At 70.3% G+C, this 18,756-nt stretch carries 17 protein-coding genes and 1 riboswitch; of the genes, 9 read left to right on the top strand and 8 right to left on the bottom strand.

From position 1 onward, the window contains the following. Positions 1–66: 66 nt before the first annotated feature. A complete protein-coding gene (thrC, locus tag BCF44_RS28425; protein WP_116177470.1) occupies positions 67–1,329 on the bottom strand; it encodes a threonine synthase in 1,263 nt (420 codons plus the stop codon). Positions 1,330–1,339: 10 nt separating this feature from the next. Next, positions 1,340–1,454: riboswitch (SAM riboswitch) on the bottom strand. A gap of 109 nt (positions 1,455–1,563) precedes the next feature. On the opposite strand from thrC, the gene holA reads away from it, so the two are divergent. After that, positions 1,564–2,535, top strand: coding sequence for a DNA polymerase III subunit delta (gene holA, locus BCF44_RS28420; protein ID WP_116177469.1), 972 nt, complete (start codon positions 1,564–1,566; stop codon positions 2,533–2,535). 51 nt (positions 2,536–2,586) lie between these two features. Here the strand turns inward: holA and rpsT are convergent, their stop codons facing one another. Then, entirely contained in the window at positions 2,587–2,850 is a 264-nt protein-coding gene (gene rpsT / locus BCF44_RS28415; protein ID WP_116177468.1) for a 30S ribosomal protein S20, read from the bottom strand. A gap of 117 nt (positions 2,851–2,967) precedes the next feature. Then, positions 2,968–5,289, bottom strand: a complete 2,322-nt coding sequence (locus BCF44_RS28410; RefSeq protein WP_147328664.1) for a glycoside hydrolase family 3 N-terminal domain-containing protein — start codon at positions 5,287–5,289, stop codon at positions 2,968–2,970. Between the two features lie 390 nt (positions 5,290–5,679). On the opposite strand from BCF44_RS28410, the gene BCF44_RS28405 reads away from it, so the two are divergent. After that, positions 5,680–7,290 (top strand): peptide-N4-asparagine amidase, encoded by a 1,611-nt coding sequence (locus tag BCF44_RS28405; RefSeq protein WP_116177466.1) that lies wholly within the window; start codon positions 5,680–5,682, stop codon positions 7,288–7,290. Between the two features lie 69 nt (positions 7,291–7,359). Here the strand turns inward: BCF44_RS28405 and BCF44_RS28400 are convergent, their stop codons facing one another. Next, positions 7,360–8,235, bottom strand: a complete 876-nt coding sequence (locus BCF44_RS28400; protein WP_116177465.1) for an SPFH domain-containing protein — start codon at positions 8,233–8,235, stop codon at positions 7,360–7,362. Between the two features lie 85 nt (positions 8,236–8,320). On the opposite strand from BCF44_RS28400, the gene BCF44_RS28395 reads away from it, so the two are divergent. From BCF44_RS28395 to BCF44_RS28375, 5 genes are all read left to right on the top strand, one after another. Then, complete coding sequence (locus BCF44_RS28395) at positions 8,321–9,163, top strand: ABC transporter ATP-binding protein (protein WP_246015651.1); 843 nt, start codon at positions 8,321–8,323, stop codon at positions 9,161–9,163. Between the two features lie 5 nt (positions 9,164–9,168). Further along, positions 9,169–10,743, top strand: coding sequence for a V-type ATP synthase subunit I domain-containing protein (locus BCF44_RS28390; protein ID WP_147328663.1), 1,575 nt, complete (start codon positions 9,169–9,171; stop codon positions 10,741–10,743). Positions 10,744–10,839: 96 nt separating this feature from the next. Continuing rightward, entirely contained in the window at positions 10,840–12,447 is a 1,608-nt protein-coding gene (locus BCF44_RS28385) for a circularly permuted type 2 ATP-grasp protein (RefSeq protein ID WP_246015650.1), read from the top strand. A gap of 10 nt (positions 12,448–12,457) precedes the next feature. Continuing rightward, on the top strand, positions 12,458–13,405 hold the full coding sequence (locus BCF44_RS28380) for an alpha-E domain-containing protein (protein ID WP_116177463.1): 948 nt from the start codon (positions 12,458–12,460) through the stop codon (positions 13,403–13,405). After that, positions 13,402–14,244, top strand: a complete 843-nt coding sequence (locus BCF44_RS28375; protein ID WP_116177462.1) for a transglutaminase family protein — start codon at positions 13,402–13,404, stop codon at positions 14,242–14,244. The genes BCF44_RS28380 and BCF44_RS28375 overlap by 4 nt, the downstream gene beginning before the upstream one ends. 16 nt (positions 14,245–14,260) lie before the next feature. On the opposite strand, the gene BCF44_RS28370 is transcribed toward BCF44_RS28375, so the two are convergent. Continuing rightward, positions 14,261–14,686, bottom strand: coding sequence for a type II toxin-antitoxin system PemK/MazF family toxin (locus tag BCF44_RS28370; RefSeq protein WP_116177461.1), 426 nt, complete (start codon positions 14,684–14,686; stop codon positions 14,261–14,263). Between the two features lie 87 nt (positions 14,687–14,773). Between BCF44_RS28370 and lepA the strand changes: the two genes are divergently transcribed. Continuing rightward, positions 14,774–16,615, top strand: a complete 1,842-nt coding sequence (gene lepA, locus BCF44_RS28365; RefSeq protein ID WP_116177460.1) for a translation elongation factor 4 — start codon at positions 14,774–14,776, stop codon at positions 16,613–16,615. A 169-nt stretch (positions 16,616–16,784) separates the two neighbouring features. Further along, positions 16,785–17,327, top strand: coding sequence for a Uma2 family endonuclease (locus BCF44_RS28360; RefSeq protein ID WP_116177459.1), 543 nt, complete (start codon positions 16,785–16,787; stop codon positions 17,325–17,327). Here the strand turns inward: BCF44_RS28360 and BCF44_RS28355 are convergent. From BCF44_RS28355 to BCF44_RS28345, 3 genes are all read right to left on the bottom strand, one after another. Continuing rightward, positions 17,315–17,794, bottom strand: coding sequence for a hypothetical protein (locus tag BCF44_RS28355; protein WP_116177458.1), 480 nt, complete (start codon positions 17,792–17,794; stop codon positions 17,315–17,317). The genes BCF44_RS28360 and BCF44_RS28355 overlap by 13 nt on opposite strands. A gap of 94 nt (positions 17,795–17,888) precedes the next feature. After that, positions 17,889–18,281, bottom strand: coding sequence for a DUF3224 domain-containing protein (locus BCF44_RS28350; RefSeq protein ID WP_116177457.1), 393 nt, complete (start codon positions 18,279–18,281; stop codon positions 17,889–17,891). A 35-nt stretch (positions 18,282–18,316) separates the two neighbouring features. Then, a complete protein-coding gene (locus BCF44_RS28345; RefSeq protein ID WP_116177456.1) occupies positions 18,317–18,754 on the bottom strand; it encodes a bifunctional (p)ppGpp synthetase/guanosine-3',5'-bis(diphosphate) 3'-pyrophosphohydrolase in 438 nt (145 codons plus the stop codon). Between the last annotated feature and the right edge of the window lie 2 nt (positions 18,755–18,756).

The raw sequence follows: 18,756 nt of genomic DNA, 5'->3' as shown, positions 1-18,756 counted from the left end.
CTACCACACAGCAGAGCGGACAGGCCGGGAAAGGCCTGCCCACTCCGAGAGGACTGGAAGCTCCGGTCAGAGGCCGAGGGCCTCGGTGACGGCGGCGGCGTTCGGGGGCACGACCGCCTTCGGGCCGATGCGATCGGACACGGCGTCCAGCGTCTTCAGGCCGTCGCCGGTGATCAGCAGCACCGTGTCGGCGTCCGGGTCGAGCTGGCCGGTCTCGATGAGCTTCTTCGCGGTCGCGACGGTCACGCCGCCGGCGGTCTCGGCGAAGATGCCCTCGGTGCGGGCGAGCAGCCGGATGCCCTCGACGACCTCCTCGTCGGTGACGTCCTCGACGGCGCCGCCGGTGCGGCGCACGGTGTCCAGCACGTACGGGCCGTCGGCGGGGGCGCCGATGGCCAGCGAGCGGGCGATGGTGTCCGGGCGGACCGGCGTCACCACGTCGGTGCCTCCCTTGTACGCGGTGGCCACCGGCGAGCAGCCGGTGGCCTGGGCGCCGAACACCCGGTAGGGCGTGGCGTCGACCAGGCCGAGCTCGCCGAGTTCGCGGAAGCCCTTGTCCACCTTGGTCAGCTGGGAGCCGGAGGCGACCGGCACCACGATCTGGTCGGGCAGCCGCCAGCCGAGCTGCTCGGCGACCTCGTAGGCCAGGGTCTTGGAGCCCTCCGCGTAGTACGGGCGGACGTTGACGTTCACGAACGCCCAGTCCTCGTGCTCGGCGGCGAGCTGGGTGGCCAGGCGGTTCACGTCGTCGTAGTTGCCCTCGACGGCGATCAGCGCGCCGTCGTAGACCGCGGTGGTGAGGATCTTGGCCTGCTCCAGCGACGACGGGATCAGCACCACCGACTCCCAACCGGCGCGGGCGGCCGCGGCGGCGACGGCGTTGGCCAGGTTGCCGGTGGACGGGCAGGCCAGCACCTTGAAGCCGAGCTGGCGGGCGGCGGCCAGGGCGACGGCGACGACGCGGTCCTTGAACGAGTGCGTGGGGTTGCCGGTGTCGTCCTTCACCCACAGGCTGCGCACACCCAGCGCGGCGGCGAGGCGGTCGGCCTTGACCAGGCGGGTCAGGCCCGGCTCGGTGTTGGGGTGGGACTGCACGTCGGTGGGCACCGGCAGCAGGTTCCGGTAGCGCCAGATGGACTTGGGGCCGGCCTCGATGTCCTCGCGACGGACCGGGCCGAAGTCGTAGGCGACCTCGAGGGGGCCGAAACACTCGCTACAGGCGAATTCCGCGGCGAGCGGGATCTGGTGTCCGCACTCCCGACAGGACAGGGCGCGCGCGGGCCCCAGGTCGAAGGCGGCGGAGGTACGGGCGTCGACGGTCGTCGTCATGGGAGGTGTCTCCTCATCTTTCCCACGTGTGGGTCGGAATTGGCACCGTGATCGACGCACGAAAAAGTGCGTCGCCGGTTGCCGGGGCTTCAACGGGCCGTTCCCTCTGCCCCTCTGGATGAGCGGTGTTCAGTTGTGACAAGCACGGTACGGCACCCCGAGCGGCCGTGGCCAGTTGGCCGCCCACCATGCGGGACCGCATGGGCTGTCAGGGGGACGTGGAAGGATGACGGCGTGAGTGCCGCCCCCGAACCGCTGCTGCTCGTGCTCGGCGACGAGGAACTGCTGGTCGAACGGGCCGTGCGGACCGCGCTGGAGACGGCGCGCAAGGCGGATCCGTCGGCCGACCTGACGCGCGTGCGGGTGACTGACCTCACCCCTCCGGAGCTGGCCGAACTGCTGAGCCCGTCGCTGTTCGCGGAGGGCCGGGTGGTGGTGCTGGAGGGCGCGCAGGAGGTCGGCAAGGAGGTCGCCGACGCGGTGCTGTCCTACGCCAAGGAACCGGCCGACGGCATCGTGCTGATCGTGCTGCACACCGGCGGCGGCCGGGCCAAGGTGGCCAAGGACCTGCCGGGCGCGCTGAAGAAGGCCGGCGCGGCGGTGGTGGAGTGCTCGAAGATCACCAAGCCGGCCGACCGGGACGCGTTCGTGAAGGACGAGGTGCGGCGGGCCGGCGGCAAGATCGACCCGGCCGGGCTGGCCGCGCTGATCGAAACGGTCGGCAACGACCTGCGGGAGCTGGCAGCGGCCGCCTCGCAGCTGGTCACCGACAACGACGGCAAGGTCGACGAGGCGGCGGTGCGCCGCTACCACCAGGGCAAGGCCGAGGTGACCGGGTTCGCGGTGGCGGACCTGGCCGTCGTGGGCGACCGGGCCGGCGCGATGGAGGCGCTGCGCTGGGCGATGCAGCTCGGGGTGCCGCACGTGCTCGTCGCCGACGCGCTGGCCGAGGGCGTGCGCACGGTGGCCAAGGTGGCCTCGGCCGGCCGGGGCGACCCCTTCCGGATGGCCGGCGACCTGGGCATGCCGCCGTGGAAGGTGAAGCGGGCGCAGGGCCAGGCCCGCGGCTGGTCGCCGACCGGGCTGGCCGAGGCGATGCAGGTCGTGGCGGCGCTGAACGCCGACGTGAAGGGCGTGGCCGCCGACGCCGACTACGCGTTGGAGCGGGCCGTGCTCAAGGTCGTCGCCGCGCACCAGATGGGCTGAACGAGAAAAGGCCCCCGGCGGCGCCGGGGGCCTTTCCGAGACGAAGCGTGCTCAGCCGATCTTGTTCACGGCCACGGCGAGCGCGGACTTCTTGTTGGCCGCCTGGTTGGCGTGGATGACGCCCTTGCTGGCGGCCTTGTCCAGGCTGCGAGAGGCGGCACGGGCCAGCTCGAGGGCCTTGTCCTTGTCACCGGCGGCGACGGCCTCGCGGACCTTGCGGATGGCGGTCTTCACACCGGACTTGACCGCCTTGTTGCGCAGCCTGGCGGCCTCGTTGGTCTTGATCCGCTTCTGCTGCGACTTGATGTTCGCCACGCGTGTCTACCTCTCAGTTCACTACGGCTTTGTCGTGTCGCACTTCACACGGCACCCGACCGGACGAGCATCGGGTCTTCCTCCACGACGGAACGCCGCACGACACGAGCAACCAGTCTAACGCACCGTGAACGGCGTCTGTGCGGTGCCCACGACCACGGCGTACGCGCCCTTCTCCACCTCGCGCCGGCCGCTGGCGTCCACGTCGCCGACGGTCACCGCGAGCTTGCCGACGTCGAAGGTCACCTGCACGGTCCGCGCCTCGCCCGGCTTCAGCCCCGCCACCCGGGTGAAGCCGACCAGCCGTTTGTCCGGCACGAGCACCTGGCTCACCGGCTGGTGCACGTACACCGGCACCACCTGGTCGCCTGCGACCGTGCCGGTGTTGGTGACCGTCACGGACACCGTCTCCTTGCCGTCGGCCCGCACGGTGGCGGCGCTCACGGTCGGCGTGGAGGTGGTGAACGTCGAGTAGGACAGGCCGAAGCCGAACGGGAACAGCGGGTCGTAGTTGGAGCTGGTGCCGCCGTTGGTGCCGGGCAGCTGGTCGTAGGACATCGGCTCGTCGCCGACGGTCTTCGGCCAGGACACCGGCAGCCGACCGCTGGGGTTGGCCTTGCCGAACAGGATGTCGGCCAGCGCGGTGCCGCCCTGCGAGCCGGGCAGCCAGTCGGCGAGCAGGGTGGGCGCGCTCGCCACGGAGCCCAGCACCAGCGGCCGGCCGGTCATCAGCACCACGACCACGGGCTTGCCGGTCGCCTTGAGCGAGTCCACCAGGGACTGCTGCGCGGCGGTCAGCGCCGGGTTCTCGTTGTCGTTGGGGCCTTCGGCGCCGGCCTTCTCGCCCAGCACCACCACAACCGCGTCGGCGTCGGCCGCCTGGGCGACGGCGCTCGCCTGGTCGGGCGCGGCGACCACGGTCGCGTTCGGCACGGCCTGCTGGATGCCCTGCAACGGCGTGACGACCGGCGGCGTGGGGCCGCCCGGCGTGACGCCCTGCCAGTTCACGGTCCAGCCGCCGAACTGCTGGGCCGGGTTGTTCGCGCTGTCACCGGCGAGCACGATCTTGTGCACGCCGGTGGACAGCGGCAGCGTCTTGTTGTCGTTGCGCAGCAACACGGTCGACTCGGTGGCGGCCTGCCGCGCGAGGTCGGTGCCGGCGCCGTTGACGATGCCGTCGGCCGCGTTCTCGTCCACGAACGGCTTCTCGAACAGGCCCAGGTCGAACTTGAGCTTGAGGATCCGGCCCACGGCCTCGTCGATCCGTCGCTGGCTGATCAGTCCGTTCTGGACGTCCGCGAGCAGGGCATTGGTGTAGCCGGCGGCGTCGCTGGGCTCCATGGCCATGTCCACGCCGGCGTTCACGCTCATCGCGATCGCGGTCGGGTAGTCCGGGGCCATGTGGTACTTGGTGACCAGGCTGGCCATGTCCGACCAGTCGCTGACGGTCACGCCGGTGAAGCCCATGCGCTGCCGCAGCTCGGTGGTGAGCATGAACTTCGAGGCGTGCACAGGAACGCCGTTGATCGCGCCGGAATTCGCCATCGCCGTCCTGGCGCCGGCGTCGATCTGCGGCTGGAAGGCGGGCAGGAACACGTCCTGGAGTTCGCGGACGGGGATCTGCGCCGGCACGCGGTCGTGGCCGTTGATCGGCTCGGAGTATCCAGCGAAGTGCTTGGCGGTGGCGGTCAGCTTCGCGGTGGCACCCTTGCCGTCGTAGGCCTGCAGACCCGTGACCAGCGACCCGGCCAGGGTGCCGGCCAGCGTCGGGTCCTCGCTCAGCGTCTCGTAGTACCGGCCCCAGCGGGTGTCGCGGGAGATGTCGGAGACGGGCGCGAAGTCCCAGAACACGCCGGTGGCGCGCATCGTCGAGGAGGTGGACTCGCCCATCTTCTCGGCCAGCGCCGGGTCCCAGGTGGCGCCGACGCCGATCTGCTGGGGGAACATCGTCGCCGTCACGAGGTTGTTGTCGCCGTGCACGCCGTCGGCGCCGTACAGCACGGGGATCTTGAGGCGGCTGTTGTCCAGCGTGTAGTGCTGGATGCCGTTGGTGATCTGGGCCCAGCCCTTGGCAGTGTTGTCGACCGGGTAGTCGCCGCCGCCGGACAGGATGGAGCCGACGTGGGCGTCCACCAGCACCTGCTGCTCGCAGGACGCGACCAGCGGGCCGTTGGCGAAGTTGCAGTCCCCGCGGAGCTTGCCGACCCGGATCTGCGCCATCTGGCCGACCTTCTCGGCCAGCGTCATCCGGCGCAGCAGGTCGTTGACGCGGTACTGGGTGGGCACCGCCGGGTTGAGGTAGATGGGTCTGCCGTAGTCGTCGGAGCCGGCCGGGCCGCTGGGGGACGCCTGGCCGCTGGACTGGACCAGGCCGGTGGTGAGCGCGATGGCCGCGCCCACCGCGAGGGCAGCGCGTAAACCGGGGCGGATTCGGGCCACAGTGCCTCCTGTTCTCGCAGGTAACGCAGTTGTCACCTTTGTCCGGGAGAGGCCGTGACCAGTAGCCCCGATCGGGCGATTTGGAAGCGCTCTCATCCCGGGATCTGGGCACGCACAGTGACGTGTTTCAGCGTTTTTTCAGTGCTGCCAACGTCTTCGCTCGTTCGTCGCTGGTCCGGACAACACGTGTGATCGTCACGTGGGAGCCCGTGAGCGGTGCCGGAAGGGGGCGGATCTCCGCAGCTCGAAGCGGGTTCGGCCACGATGCCTGGACGTCCCAGCATCTGGTCACGGATGTGAATCCGCCTCGGCTGAGACGTCCACGGTTGTGAACGATTACCGCCGTCCGGGGGGTCACGCCGACACCCGCTCGGGCGCTAGCGTCCGGAGGTGCGCCGATACCTGATCGCCCTGTTCGCCGCCGTCGCGGCGCTGAGCGTGGTGACCGCCGCGCCCGCGAGCGCCGACACGGTCGTCACCGACTACCAGGATCCGCTGACCGCCCTGCCGCCGGTCAGCAGACCGCCGACCCAGCACTGCACCGTCACCGCGATGCAGCACGTGTTCGCCAACTCCTACGGCCAGCCCTTCGTCGGCACGCTCACGCCGCCGGCCGCGTGCGCCGGGCCGTGGAACAAGGTGGTGCTGAGCTGGACCGGCAAGAGCCGGGGCCGCCAGTTCGACCGGCTGGCCGGGCTGTGGATCGGCGGCGCGGAGGTGCTGCGGACGTCCACGCCGGAGCCGGACCCGTCCGGCATCACGTGGAGCTTCGACCGCGACATCACCGAGTTCTCGCCGCTGCTGCACCAGGCCCAGCCGTTCGTGGTGGACCTCGGCAACATCGTCAACGACACCTACACCGGGCCGTACGACATCACCGTCACGGTCACCTACTACCAGGCCGACCGGGCGCATCCCGCGCCGAAGCAGGCCGACACCGTGCTGCCGCTGGCCTCCGACGCGACCAAGCCGGGCTGGCAGGACCTGTCCGACGGCAAGAACTACACCGCGCAGGTCACCGTGCCGGCCAACACCGCGAAGCTGACCGCCGAGATCTACGCGCGGGGCGGCGGGTGCGAGGAGTTCTGGTGGTCGAACGTGCCGACCGCGCTGGCGCAGGCCAATCCCAACGCCGGCCTGTGCGGCGGCGGCACCTACCGTGAGGTCGAGGTGACCGTCGACGGCAAGCCGGCGGGCGTGGTGTCGCCGTACTCGGTGATCTACACCGGCGGTGTGGCGCCGATGCTGTGGCGGCCGATCACCGCGATCGACTCGATCGTCACGCTGCCGTACACGATCGACCTGAGCCCGTTCATCGGGCTGCTCACCGACGGCAAGCCGCACACCGTGCAGCTGATCCCGCCGAAGGGCATCGTCGACCTCTGGACGCTCGGCGGGAACCTCTTCGCCACCACCGATCCGCACGCCAAGCGGGTCACCGGCAGCCTGCTGTCCGACGACGTCCCCGCGGCCGACGTGCACACGACCACCACCGGCAGCGGCCTGGACGACAAGATCGTCACGCAGGTGAACCGCTCCTGGCACACCTCGGGCGTGCTGCGGACCTCGGCCGGGATCGTGCCGGTGAGCTCGTCCGGGCAGTGGACCTTCGACAACACCACGACGCTGGCCGACTCGGCGAACAAGCAGAACACCGACCAGCGCGTGCTCGGCAGCTACGGCTCGAACGGCCGTGTGGACGGCTTCGACTTCGCGCTGAAGGCCGACGTCACCCAGAACATCGTGGACGACAACAACTACCGGATCACCGCGACCGTCCACCAGGGACGTCGCTTGTGGACGGTCGGCGGCGGTGCGCCGGCGCTGAGCGACGACAGCATCGACACCAGCGGCGGCTTCGGCCGTACGAACGGCGTGCTGACGTTCGCCGACGGTCAGTCGACCGAGAAGTGGCACGGGTTGGCCGACACCGGCCGGTTCTACTTCCGGGACATCGACACCGCGCACGGCTACGTGACGCGGGACGTGCACTCCAGCTAGTAGTAGTTGCCACATGCGCTTCCTATTTGTCGCCTGGACGCAAATAGGAAGCGCATGTGGCAGAAAAGCTCAGTAGATGGTGCCGGCGTTGACGACAGGTTGGGTGGCCCGGTCGCCGCAGAGCACCACCAGCAGGTTGCTCACCATGGCGGCCTTGCGCTCCTCGTCCAGCTCGACCACGTCGCGCTCGGCCAGCCGCGCCAGGGCCAGCTCCACCATGCCCACCGCGCCCTCGACGATGCGCTGCCGGGCCGCTACCACCGCGCCGGCCTGCTGCCGCTGGAGCATCGCGCCGGCGATCTCCGGCGCGTACGCCAGGTGCGTCAGCCGGGACTCGACCACCTTCACGCCGGCCGACTGCACCCGCTCGGCGATCTCCGCCGACAGCTTGCCGGTGATCTCCTCGGCGTTCTCCCGCAGTGACAGACGCTCGTCCTCGCTGTGGTTGTCGTACGGGTAGGTGGTGGCGATGTGCCGCACCGCCGTCTCGGTCTGGATGCCGACGAACCGGACGAAGTCGTCCACCTCGAACACCGCGCGGGCGGTGTCCTCGATCTGCCAGACGACGACCACCGCCATCTCGATCGGGTTGCCCTCGGCGTCGTTGACCTTGGCGACGGCGGTCTCGTGGTTGCGGATCCGCACGGACAGCTTGGTCCGGGTGGTCAGCGGGTTGATCCAGTGCAGGCCCGGCGCCCGGACGGTGCCGGCGTACCGCCCGAAGAACTGCACCACCCGCGCCTCGCCCGGCGCGAGGATGATCAGGCCCCGCAGCAGGATCAGGCCGAGCAGCGCGACCAGCAGCCACAGCGGCTGTTGGCGGCCGGCGGTCACGATCACACCGCCGACCAACAGGACCAGCCCGAGCAGCAGCATCAGGCCGCCCGGCATCCGGCCGGCGGCGCGTTCGCTGATCGTGGGCTGCGGTGTGACGACGGTGGTCATGGCCCCCTCCTTGCCTATCAATGTGATATCAGAACTCTACCACGGTGAAGTGCCCACGCGGCGGCGTTCCGAGGAGCATGATGGGGTGGTTCCAAGTGGCCGGGAGGGGTACGAGTTGGACACGGGAGGGCTGCCCGGGTACGGGCAGCAGTACGGGGCGCAGCCGTCCGAGCAGGCGCCCGCGTTGCAGATGTACGGACTGCGCAAGACCTTCGGCACGACGGTCGCCGTCGACGACGTCCAGCTGGTGGTGCCGCGCGGCTCGTTCTTCGGGCTGGTCGGCCCCAACGGCGCCGGCAAGACCACGTCCCTGTCCATGGCCGTCGGGCTGCTCCGCCCGGACGCCGGCATGGTCCGCATCTTCGGCGTGGACGTGTGGGAGTCGCCCGAACGGGCCAAGGCGCTGGTCGGCGTGCTGCCGGACGGCATGGCGCTGCCCGAGCGGCTGACCGGCCGCGAGCTGCTCACCTACACCGGCCTGCTGCGCGGCCTGGACGCCGCCACGGTCGCCGACCGGGCCAACGAGCTGCTGGGCGTGCTGGAGCTGACCAACGCCGAGCGGACGCTGGTCATCGACTACTCGGCCGGCATGCGCAAGAAGATCGGCCTGGCGACGGCGCTGCTGCACGCCCCGAAGCTGCTGGTGCTGGACGAGCCGTTCGAGGCGGTGGACCCGGTGTCCGCCTCCACGATCCGCACGATCCTCCAGCGGTTCGTGGCCTCCGGCGGCGCGGTGGTGCTCTCCAGCCACGTCATGGACCTGGTGGAGAAGCTCTGCGACCACGTCGCGGTGATCACCCAGGGCCGGGTCGTGGCCAGCGGGCCGGTCGCGCAGGTCCGCGGCGACCAGACGCTGGAGCAGGCGTTCGTGCACCTGGTCGGCGGCCGCACCGGCGGCGGGGAAGGGCTGTCGTGGTTGGCGTCCTGATCCGCATGAAACTGCGGGTGCTCTCGCACTCGCTGGGCGGGGCCAGGGCGGCGAGCTTCGCCGTCGGCGCGTTGGTCGGACTGGCCGCCGGCGCGCTGTCGCTGTTCTTCGTCGCCGCCGGCTTCCACCAGGGGCTGTCGCTCGGCACGACCATCGCGTCGGCGATGTTCCTGCTGTGGACGATCGGTTGGCTCATCGGACCGATCATCATGGGCGGCGGCGACGAGACGCTGCGGCCGGAGAACTTCGCGCTGTTGCCGCTGTCCCCGACCAAGCTCGCGTTCGGCCTGCTGGGGGCGTCCATCGCGGGCGTGCCGCCGGTCGCCACGGTCATCGCGTTCGTGGGTCTGGTGGTCGGCGCGGCCCTGCTGGGCCCGCTGCCGGTGATCGTCGCCGTGATCACGGTCCTGCCGGCGCTGGCGTTCACAGTGCTGCTCTCGCGAGTGGTCATCAGCCTGATCGGCGCGGTGCTGGGTTCCCGCCGCGGCAAGGACCTCGGCGTGCTGCTCGCGGCGCTGGCCGGCCTGTCGTACCTGCCGCTGCGGTACGTGGCGACGGCGCTCGTGCCCGTGCTGCTGGAGAACAACCCCGGCCTCGGGGACACGCTGCGGTGGCTGCCGACCGGCTGGGCCCCGTCGGCGGTCGAGGGCGCCGCGAGCGGCAACTGGCTCGTGGTGATCGGAGCCGTGCTCGGTTTGGCCGTTGTGGACGGTGGGCTGCTCTACGCCTGGGCGCGGCTGCTCCAGTACCGGCTGACCACACCGCAGACCAATGTCGGCCCGGCGAAGGCGCGCAAGAACAAGGCCGTCGGCGTCCGGCGCGGACTGCTGCCGGCGACGCCGACTGGCGCCGTGCTCGGCAAGGAGTTGCGGCTGTGGTGGCGGGATGCCCGCCGCCGCGCGATGCTGCTGACGTCGATGCTGATCGGCATCTTCATCCCGGTGTTCTCGGCCGCCGGCGGTCGGAGCGGCACCGGCGGCGCGGTGATGCTGCCGTTCGCGGCGCTGTGGATCGTCGGCTTCTCCATGCTCCAGGTCAGCAACCTGTACGGCTTCGACGGCACCTCGGTCTGGCAGACCATCGTCACCCCCGGCGCCGCTCGGGCGGACGTGCGCGGGCGGCAGTGGGCGTGGGGGCTCATCGTCGGGCCGATCGCGATTCTGGCCGCGCTGGTCCTGCCCGCCGTCGTCGGCGCCTGGTGGACGTATCCGTGGGTGCTGGGCGTGCTGCCGGCGATTCTCGGCGGCGGCGCCGGTTTCATGCTGCTGCTGTCCGTGTACTGGGCGTTCCCGATGCCGGTGCAGCGCGGCGGCAACCCGTTCAACTCGGGCAACCGGCCGGGCTGCACCCGGGGCCTGGTCCGGCTGGCGTCGATGGTGTTTCTGCTGGTCATCGCCCTGCCGTCGCTGGCGCTGCTGATCTTCGGGCAGGTCGAGAAACTGCCGGTGCTCAGCTGGCTCGCGGTGCCCGTCGGCGTGCTCACGGGGGCCGCGACGGCGTGGTGGCTGGGCCGACTCGCCGAGCACCGCCTGCTGGATCGGGGCCCGGAGCTGCTGGCGCAGGTGAAGGCCTCGTCGTAGAAAACGCTCTCCGTAGCGTTCAGCTGGTGTTTCGTTGAGGTAACCAGTGGTTTGGAGTAGTGCCTTTCGCCACCCCACTGGGTGAAGATGTCGACCATGAGTCCCGCGAGGAACGCGCGAAGCAACGGCCATGTGCCGGGCGAGTTGTTCCGCGGCTACCTCGACCCGGCGCGGCCGCACGCCGGCGCGTACGACGAGATGTTCTCGTCCGATGCGTCCGTGCGGTCCGCCTACCGGGCGCTGCACGAGGTGCTGGCGCCGTCCGATGTGGCCGATCTGAGCGCCCGCTCCGACGCGCTCGGGCGGGCGTTCGTCGACCAGGGCATCACGTTCTCGCTGTCCGGCCAGGAGCGGCCGTTCCCGCTGGACCTGGTGCCGCGGGTGATCACCGCGTCCGAGTGGTCCAAGCTGGAGCGCGGCATCGTGCAGCGGGTGCGGGCGCTGGAGGCGTTCCTCGCCGACGTGTACGGCGACGGGCAGATCGTCCGCGACGGCGTGCTGCCGCGGCGGCTGATCACCTCGTGCGAGCACTTCCACCGCGAGGCGGCCGGCATCGTGCCGCCCAACGGGGTGCGCATCCACGTCGCCGGCATCGACATCGTGCGCGACGAGGCCGGGACGTTCCGGGTGCTGGAGGACAACGTGCGCTGCCCGTCCGGGGTGTCGTACGTGATGGAGAACCGCCGCACCATGGCTCGGGTCTTCCCGGATCTCTTCGCACGTCACCGGGTTCGCGCCGTCGGCGACTACGCCGCGCACCTGCTGCGGGCGCTGCGCAACGCCGCCGCGCCCAACGTCGCCGACCCCAACGTGGTGGTGTTGACGCCCGGCGTGCACAACTCGGCGTACTTCGAGCATTCGCTGCTGGCTCGGCAGATGGGCGTGGAACTGGTGGAGGGGCGGGACCTGTTCTGCCGCGACCACACCATCTACCTGCGCACCACCGAGGGCGAGCGGCAGGTGGACGTGATCTACCGCCGAATCGACGATCCCTACCTCGATCCCGTGCACTTCCGGCCCGATTCGGTGCTGGGCGTGGCCGGGCTGGCCAACGCCGCCCGCGCCGGCAACGTCGTCATCGCCAACGCGGTGGGCAACGGCGTCGCCGACGACAAGCTCGTGTACACCTACATGCCGGAGATCGTGCAGTACTACCTGAACGAGAAACCGTTGCTGCCCAACGTGGACACCTTCCGGTGCTGGCTGGACGACGAGCGGACGCAGGTGCTGGACCGGATGTCCGAGCTGGTGGTCAAGCCGGTCGAGGGCTCCGGCGGCTACGGCATCGTGTTCGGGCCGGACACGTCCGCCAAGGAGCTGAACGCTTTGCGGCGCAAGGTTCGCGGCAACCCACGGGGCTGGATCGCCCAGCCGGTGGTGCAGCTGTCGACCGTGCCGACCAAGATCGGCGACCAGCTCTCGCCGCGGCACGTGGACCTGCGGCCGTTCGCGGTCAACGACGGCAACTTCGTGTTCGTGCTGCCCGGCGGTCTGACCCGGGTCGCGCTGCCCGAGGGCAGCCTGGTGGTGAACTCCTCGCAGGGCGGCGGTTCCAAGGACACCTGGGTGCTGGCGCCCCGCTCGTCCACTGTGGAGAGTGAGCTGTCCGGGCCGGAGCTGGTGCACGCCGGGCAGTTGGGCGGCGTCGCCACCGAGCAGGGGCCCGAGCTGACCGCCGTCCAGCAGCAACAGCAGCAGCAGTGAGGGAGGCGTCGTGCTGGCCAGGAACGCGGAATCCCTGTACTGGATCGGACGTTACGTCGAGCGTGCCGACGACACCGCGCGCATCCTCGACGTGTCCGTGCACCAACTGCTCGAGGACGCCACCGTCAATCCGGACGCGGAAAGCCGGCAGCTGCTGTCGGTTCTGGGCATCGCACCGCCGGAGGGCGCCACGCTCGACGTGTGGTCGCTGACCGAGCTGGTGGCGTACTCGTCGTCGAACGCCGGTTCCATCGTCGCGTCCGTGACCAGCGCGCGGGAGAACACCCGTGGCGCGCGGGAGGTCGTGTCGACCGAGATGTGGGAGTGCCTGAACAGCATGTGGAACGCCGTGCCGGAGCGGCAGCGCTACGCCCGGCAGGTGGGGCCGCACGCGTTCTTCTCCTTCGTGGAGGAGCGGGCCGCGATGTTCGCCGGGCTCGCCGATTCCACCATGAGCCGCGACGACGGCTGGCGGTTCCTCGTGCTCGGCCGGTCCGTCGAACGCGTCGACATGATCGTGCGACTGCTGCTTTCCCGTTCCGGCGACAAGGCCTCCTCGCCCGGATGGATCACCGTGCTCCGCTCCGCCGGCGCTCACGACACGTATCTGCGGACGTATCGCGGGGCCATGGACGCCTCGCGCGTGGTGCAGTTCCTGTTGCTGGACCGGCTCTTTCCTCGCTCCGTGTTCCACGCCCTCTCGCAGGCCGAGCGGTGCCTGGAACATCTGGAGAACTCGCCGTCGAAACGCCTCGGGGCCACCGCGGAAGCCACCCGGTTGCTCGGGAAGGCCCGCAGCGAACTGGAGTTCCTGCGCATCTCCGAGCTGATGGAGGACCTGCCCCGGCGGCTGAAGTCCTTGCAGGCCACCGTTCGTGACGTCGGCGAGGCCGTGTCGCAGCAGTACTTCCACTCCGTGCCGTGGGTCGCCTGGACCAACGCGGAGGTGGGCGCATGAGCTGGCGACTTCGGGTCACCCACACCACGCAGTACCGGTACGCGTCGCCGGTCACCCAGTCGTACAACGAGGTCCGGCTCACCCCGCGCAGCGACCGCCGGCAGAACGTCGTCGTCAGCCGGGTGGAGACCCATCCCGCCACTCGTGCCTACCGGTACACCGACTACTGGGGCACCGTCGTCACCTCGTTCGACCTGCACGCCCCGCACACCGAGCTCACCGTCACCGGCTCGTCCGTCGTCGAAACCGGCGGCGACGTGGCGCCCGTCGGCGGGGCCACGTGGACCGACCTCCGCGACGCCGCCGTCGTCGACCGCTACACCGAGTACCTCGGCTGGACCGACTACGTGCCAAGGAATCGCGAGCTCGCCGCCAAGGCCCGGGAGCTCCGTCGCGGCCTTGCCCCCGTCGACGCCGTCCACGCCGCCGCGTCCTGGGTGCATTCCCAGATGACGTACAAGCGGGGCAGCACCGGCGTGCACAGCACCGGCGTCGACGCGTGGCAGGCCAAGGAGGGCGTCTGCCAGGACTACGCCCACCTCACCCTGGGTTTGTTGCGCGCCATGGGCATTCCCGCCCGGTACGTCTCCGGCTACCTGCACACCCGCGCCGACGGCGCCGCCAAGGAGACCGTCCGCGGCGAGAGCCATGCGTGGATCGAGGCCTGGACCGGCGGCTGGTGGGCGTACGACCCCACCAACGCCATCCCCATCGGCCAGCGCCACGTCTGGGTCGCCGTCGGCCGCGACTACGCCGACGTCGTCCCGTTCAAGGGCATCTACACCGGCGGCGCCGGCGCGGGCCTGACCGTCACCGTGGAGCTCACCCGGTTGGCGTAGCTGTGATCGTGCTCACTCAGCGCCAGCCACGGGCGCGGAGCGCGTCGACGACCCGGCCGAAGCGCTCGGGGGCGAGCACCGCCCCTTCCCGGCGCAGGTCGTTCTCGTGCAGCTCGTACACCCGGTCCAGACGCAGCCAGGACGGGCGGCCGTCGTGGTCCCAGGCGCCGGAGCCCAGGTCGAGCCAGTCCGCCGAGTCGTGCGGCTTGCTGGACAGCATCAGGGCCAGCAGGAAGCGGCCGGCGCGGCCCACCACGAGCAGCGGGCGGTCCTTGCCGACGGCCGGGTCGTCCTCGAACGGCACCCAGGCCCAGACCACCTCGCCGGGGTCGGCCAGGCCGTCCAGATCGGGGGAGTAGTCGAGCCGGGCCAGGCGCTCGACGCCGTGCACCTGGGTCACCGCGCCGTGCGCGGGACGGGCAACCGGACCATGATCGGACACGGTCGCACCCTATTCTGTACGGACCACCCCCGGGCACATGGGACCATTGTGAGTGTCCCCCGTCCGCTTTCCCGAGGAACCGCCCCAGTGAGCACGTTCGCCGACAGCACGTTCACGTCGCCGGAGCTGATCCGGAACTTCTGCATCATCGCCCACATCGACCACGGCAAGTCCACCCTGGCCGACCGGATGCTGCAACTGACGGGCGTGGTCGACGCGCGCGCGATGCGGGCCCAGTACCTGGACCGGATGGACATCGAGCGCGAGCGCGGCATCACGATCAAGGCGCAGAACGTGCGGCTGCCGTGGCAGCTGGACGGCCAGGACCACGTGCTGCACATGATCGACACCCCCGGCCACGTGGACTTCACCTACGAGGTGTCGCGGGCGCTGGAGGCGTGCGAGGGCGCGATCCTGCTGGTGGACGCGGCGCAGGGCATCGAGGCGCAGACGCTGGCCAACCTGTACCTGGCGCTGGAGAACGACCTCACCATCATCCCGGTGCTGAACAAGATCGACCTGCCGGCGGCGGACCCGGACAAGTACTCCAAGGAGCTCGCACACATCATCGGCTGCGAGCCCGAGGACGTGCTGCGGGTGTCGGCCAAGACCGGCCTGGGCGTCAAGGAGCTGCTGGACGAGGTCGTCCGCAAGGTGCCGGCCCCGGTCGGCGAGGCGGACGCGCCGCCGCGGGCGATGATCTTCGACTCGGTCTACGACACCTACCGCGGCGTGGTCACCTACATCCGGGTGGTCGACGGCAAGATCACGCCCCGGCAGCGGATCCGGATGATGTCCACCGGCGCCACCCACGAGCTGCTCGAGGTCGGCATCATCAGCCCCGAGCCCAAGCCGTCGGCCGGGCTGGGGGTCGGCGAGGTCGGCTACCTGATCACCGGCGTGAAGGACGTGCGGCAGTCCAAGGTCGGCGACACCGTGACGTCCGAGCGGCACGGCGCCGCCGAGCCGCTGGCCGGGTACCGCGACCCGAAGCCGATGGTCTACTCCGGGCTGTACCCGATGGACGGCTCCGACTACCCGGACCTGCGCGAGGCGCTGGACAAGCTCCAGCTCAACGACGCCGCCCTGACCTTCGAGCCGGAGACGTCGGCCGCGCTGGGCTTCGGCTTCCGGTGCGGGTTCCTCGGGCTGCTGCACCTGGAGATCACCCGCGACCGGCTGGAGCGGGAGTTCGGCCTGGACCTGATCTCCACCGCGCCCAACGTGGTGTACCGGGTGATCTCCGACGACGGCGGGGAGCACATCGTCACCAACCCGTCCGACTGGGTCAACGGCAAGATCTCCGAGGTCTACGAGCCGATCACCAAGTGCACCATCATCGCGCCCAGCGACTTCATCGGCGCGATCATGGAGCTCTGCCAGAGCAAGCGCGGCCAGCTCCTCGGCATGGACTACCTGTCCGAGGACCGCGTCGAGCTGCGGTACACCATGCCGCTGGCCGAGATCATCTTCGACTTCTTCGACTCCCTGAAGTCGCGGACCCGTGGCTACGCCTCGCTGGACTACGAGGAGGCCGGCGAGCAGTCCGCCGACCTCGTCAAGGTCGACATCCTGCTCCAGGGCGAGGCCGTCGACGCCTTCAGCGCGATCGTGCACCGCGACGCCGCGTACGGCTACGGCACCAAGATGGCCACCAAGCTGCGCGAGCTCATCCCCCGCCAGCAGTTCGAGGTGCCCATCCAGGCCGCCATCGGCTCCCGGGTGATCGCCCGCGAGACCATCCGCGCCATCCGCAAGGACGTGCTGGCCAAGTGCTACGGCGGTGACATCACCCGTAAGCGCAAGCTGCTGGAGAAGCAGAAGGAAGGCAAGAAGCGGATGAAGATGGTGGGCCGCGTCGAGGTCCCCCAGGAGGCATTCGTGGCCGCTTTGTCGACGGAGGATTCGGGCGGCAAGGGCAAGAAGTAGGGGCGCGGGGCTGGGCAAGTAGCGTCCCGAACGTGCCGGGCTTTGTCCCCGAACCGGTGGATCTTGTGGCCTGCTGTCGGTGGTCGGGTTCCGCCTGATGTGGTGAAGCCCGCCCCGAACGGCGGACCGGTGGTCCGAACTGTCAGGGGTCCCTGGTGGGGTGGCTCTCATGCACCCGCCGGCCGTCCCGTTCACCGTCGATGACCTTGACGCGATGCCCGAGCACGGCCGGCGTCACGAGCTCATCGACGGCGTCCTCTACGTGACTCCCGTGCCGGACTCGGCTCATCAGCAGGCTGTGATGAAGCTGCTGATCACGCTCGACCGCTGCTGTCCGGACGGTATGCACGTGCTGCTCGGCCCGCTGGCGGTCCGGTTGTCCGACGACACCGAGTTGCGGCCGGATGCGGTCGTGGCCCGCGATGAGGACCTGACCGAGAAAGGCCTGCCGGTCGCGCCTGCCCTCGCGGTCGAAGTCCTGACGCCGAACACCGAGCTGCTCGACCGCCACACGAAGAAAGCCGCCTGTGAACGGGCCGGCACCCCGAGTTTCTGGATCGTCGACCCTGCTGAGCCACGGCTGACCGTCTTCGAACTCGATGACCATCGTCGATACAGGACTGCCGCGGACGTCAAAGGCGACGTTGCCTTCGACGCCGAGCGACCGTTCCCGGTACGGGTGGTGCCCGCTGAACTGAATCAACCCCGCTGACAGCCGTCGGGCCAGATCACGGTGACGGGGACGCCGTGGTCGCGGGCGTGGGTGACGACGTCGGCGGTGCCGCCGAGGCCGGCGGCGGGTTGGCCGTCCCAGACGGCCACCAATCTGTCCGCGCCGTCAACCATGCGGACGCTGGCTGCCATGTAGGCCTCGCGGCCGGGCCGGTCGTAGTCGAGGGTGACGATCTCAGCGGCGCGTTCGAGTAACGAGTCGAACGTGGGGTGGTAGTCGGCGGGAAGCCGCTCGCGGTAGCGCTGGGCCGGTAGCACGGCGACGAGGGAACCGCCGGAGTCGAGCACGGCCTGGGCGAACAGGGCGTCGGCCCCGTCGGCGAGACAGCTGACGCCGACGAGCGGGGCCTCGCCGTGTCTACGCAGCTCGGCCCGCAGCGCGGCGTCGACCAGCGCGACGGTGTGGGCCGGGAGCCCTCGGTGTCCGGTGATGGCGATCCTGGTCATCACGTCTTCTCCTCGATCGAGGGGCGGCTCCTCGATCGTGCCGTGGACCAGCGCAAATGGGGAATACGGCCATTGGGTGGGTCACGCGATTGGTTCAGACCTCATAGTCGAGCTGGTAACTGTGCGTGCCGTCGGCGTGTCGGTCGATACGGAGCGTGCCGGTGATGCCGGTGAGCTTGCCGGTGCCGGAGTCGGGCACGATCCGCACGCTCATGTCGCCGGACCCGCCGGCCATCACGGCGGAGTGCTGGAGCACGAAGGAGCCCGCCACCCCGTCCAGACTGCCGACGAAGCGCTCGATCGCCACGTACGCGGCGGAGGTCGGCACGGGACCGCCGGCGGTGAGCAGCCGCGCGGTGCTGGTGCCCTCCAGCCCGCCGCGGAAGGCCTTGGTGACGGCGACGGCACCGAGCTGGATGCCGTCGGCGTCCAGATACGTCTCGTCGTCCCAGCGCTCGATGTCGAAGGTGCCCTGAACTGTGGTCATGGCTCCAGTCTGACGGCCATTCCTGCCATCTTCTGTCAGGTACCGGCGAGCTCGTCGAGCAGTCGCAGGGCGGTGTCGTACTTGACCCGCAGCCGGGCCTGGGTGGCCTCGTCGAGCGCGGCGAACCGGGCGGGCGACATGTTGTCGGCGATGTCCGCGTGCTTGACGACCACGGCGATGGGGTCGGCGGCGACCCGCGCGAGGTAGTCGGCCTGCGGCTCGCCGGGGAGGTGGCTCAGGGCGACGACGGCGGTGACGACCCGCTCGGGGCAGCCGGCGGCCCGCAGGTCGTCGGCGGTGACAGGGGTGTCCTCGATCACGTCGTGCAGCACGGCGGCCATCCGCTCCTGCTCGCCGTCGACCCGGTTCATGACCCGCACCGGGTGCCCGATGTAGGGTTTGCCGCTCTTGTCGATCTGACCGTCGTGCGCGTCGGTGGCGATCCGCACCGCGTCCTGAACTGTGAAGGCCATGT

The organism is Kutzneria buriramensis (assembly GCF_003387475.1).
In the GTDB taxonomy this organism is placed as follows: Bacteria; Actinomycetota; Actinomycetes; order Mycobacteriales; family Pseudonocardiaceae; genus Kutzneria; species Kutzneria buriramensis.
This window is presented reverse-complemented; position numbering and strand designations above follow the sequence as displayed.

What these genes read in the sequence shown, in the direction of transcription:
- BCF44_RS28400 (WP_116177465.1), bottom strand. Translation starts at nt 8,235, where the DNA reads ATGACCACCGTCGTCACACCGCAGCCCACGATCAGCGAACGCGCCGCC.
- BCF44_RS28385 (WP_246015650.1), top strand. Translation starts at nt 10,840, where the DNA reads ATGAGTCCCGCGAGGAACGCGCGAAGCAACGGCCATGTGCCGGGCGAG.
- BCF44_RS28390 (WP_147328663.1), top strand. Translation starts at nt 9,169, where the DNA reads ATGAAACTGCGGGTGCTCTCGCACTCGCTGGGCGGGGCCAGGGCGGCG.
- thrC (WP_116177470.1), bottom strand. Translation starts at nt 1,329, where the DNA reads ATGACGACGACCGTCGACGCCCGTACCTCCGCCGCCTTCGACCTGGGG.
- BCF44_RS28350 (WP_116177457.1), bottom strand. Translation starts at nt 18,281, where the DNA reads ATGACCACAGTTCAGGGCACCTTCGACATCGAGCGCTGGGACGACGAG.
- BCF44_RS28375 (WP_116177462.1), top strand. Translation starts at nt 13,402, where the DNA reads ATGAGCTGGCGACTTCGGGTCACCCACACCACGCAGTACCGGTACGCG.
- BCF44_RS28345 (WP_116177456.1), bottom strand. Translation starts at nt 18,754, where the DNA reads ATGGCCTTCACAGTTCAGGACGCGGTGCGGATCGCCACCGACGCGCAC.
- BCF44_RS28355 (WP_116177458.1), bottom strand. Translation starts at nt 17,794, where the DNA reads ATGACCAGGATCGCCATCACCGGACACCGAGGGCTCCCGGCCCACACC.
- BCF44_RS28360 (WP_116177459.1), top strand. Translation starts at nt 16,785, where the DNA reads ATGCACCCGCCGGCCGTCCCGTTCACCGTCGATGACCTTGACGCGATG.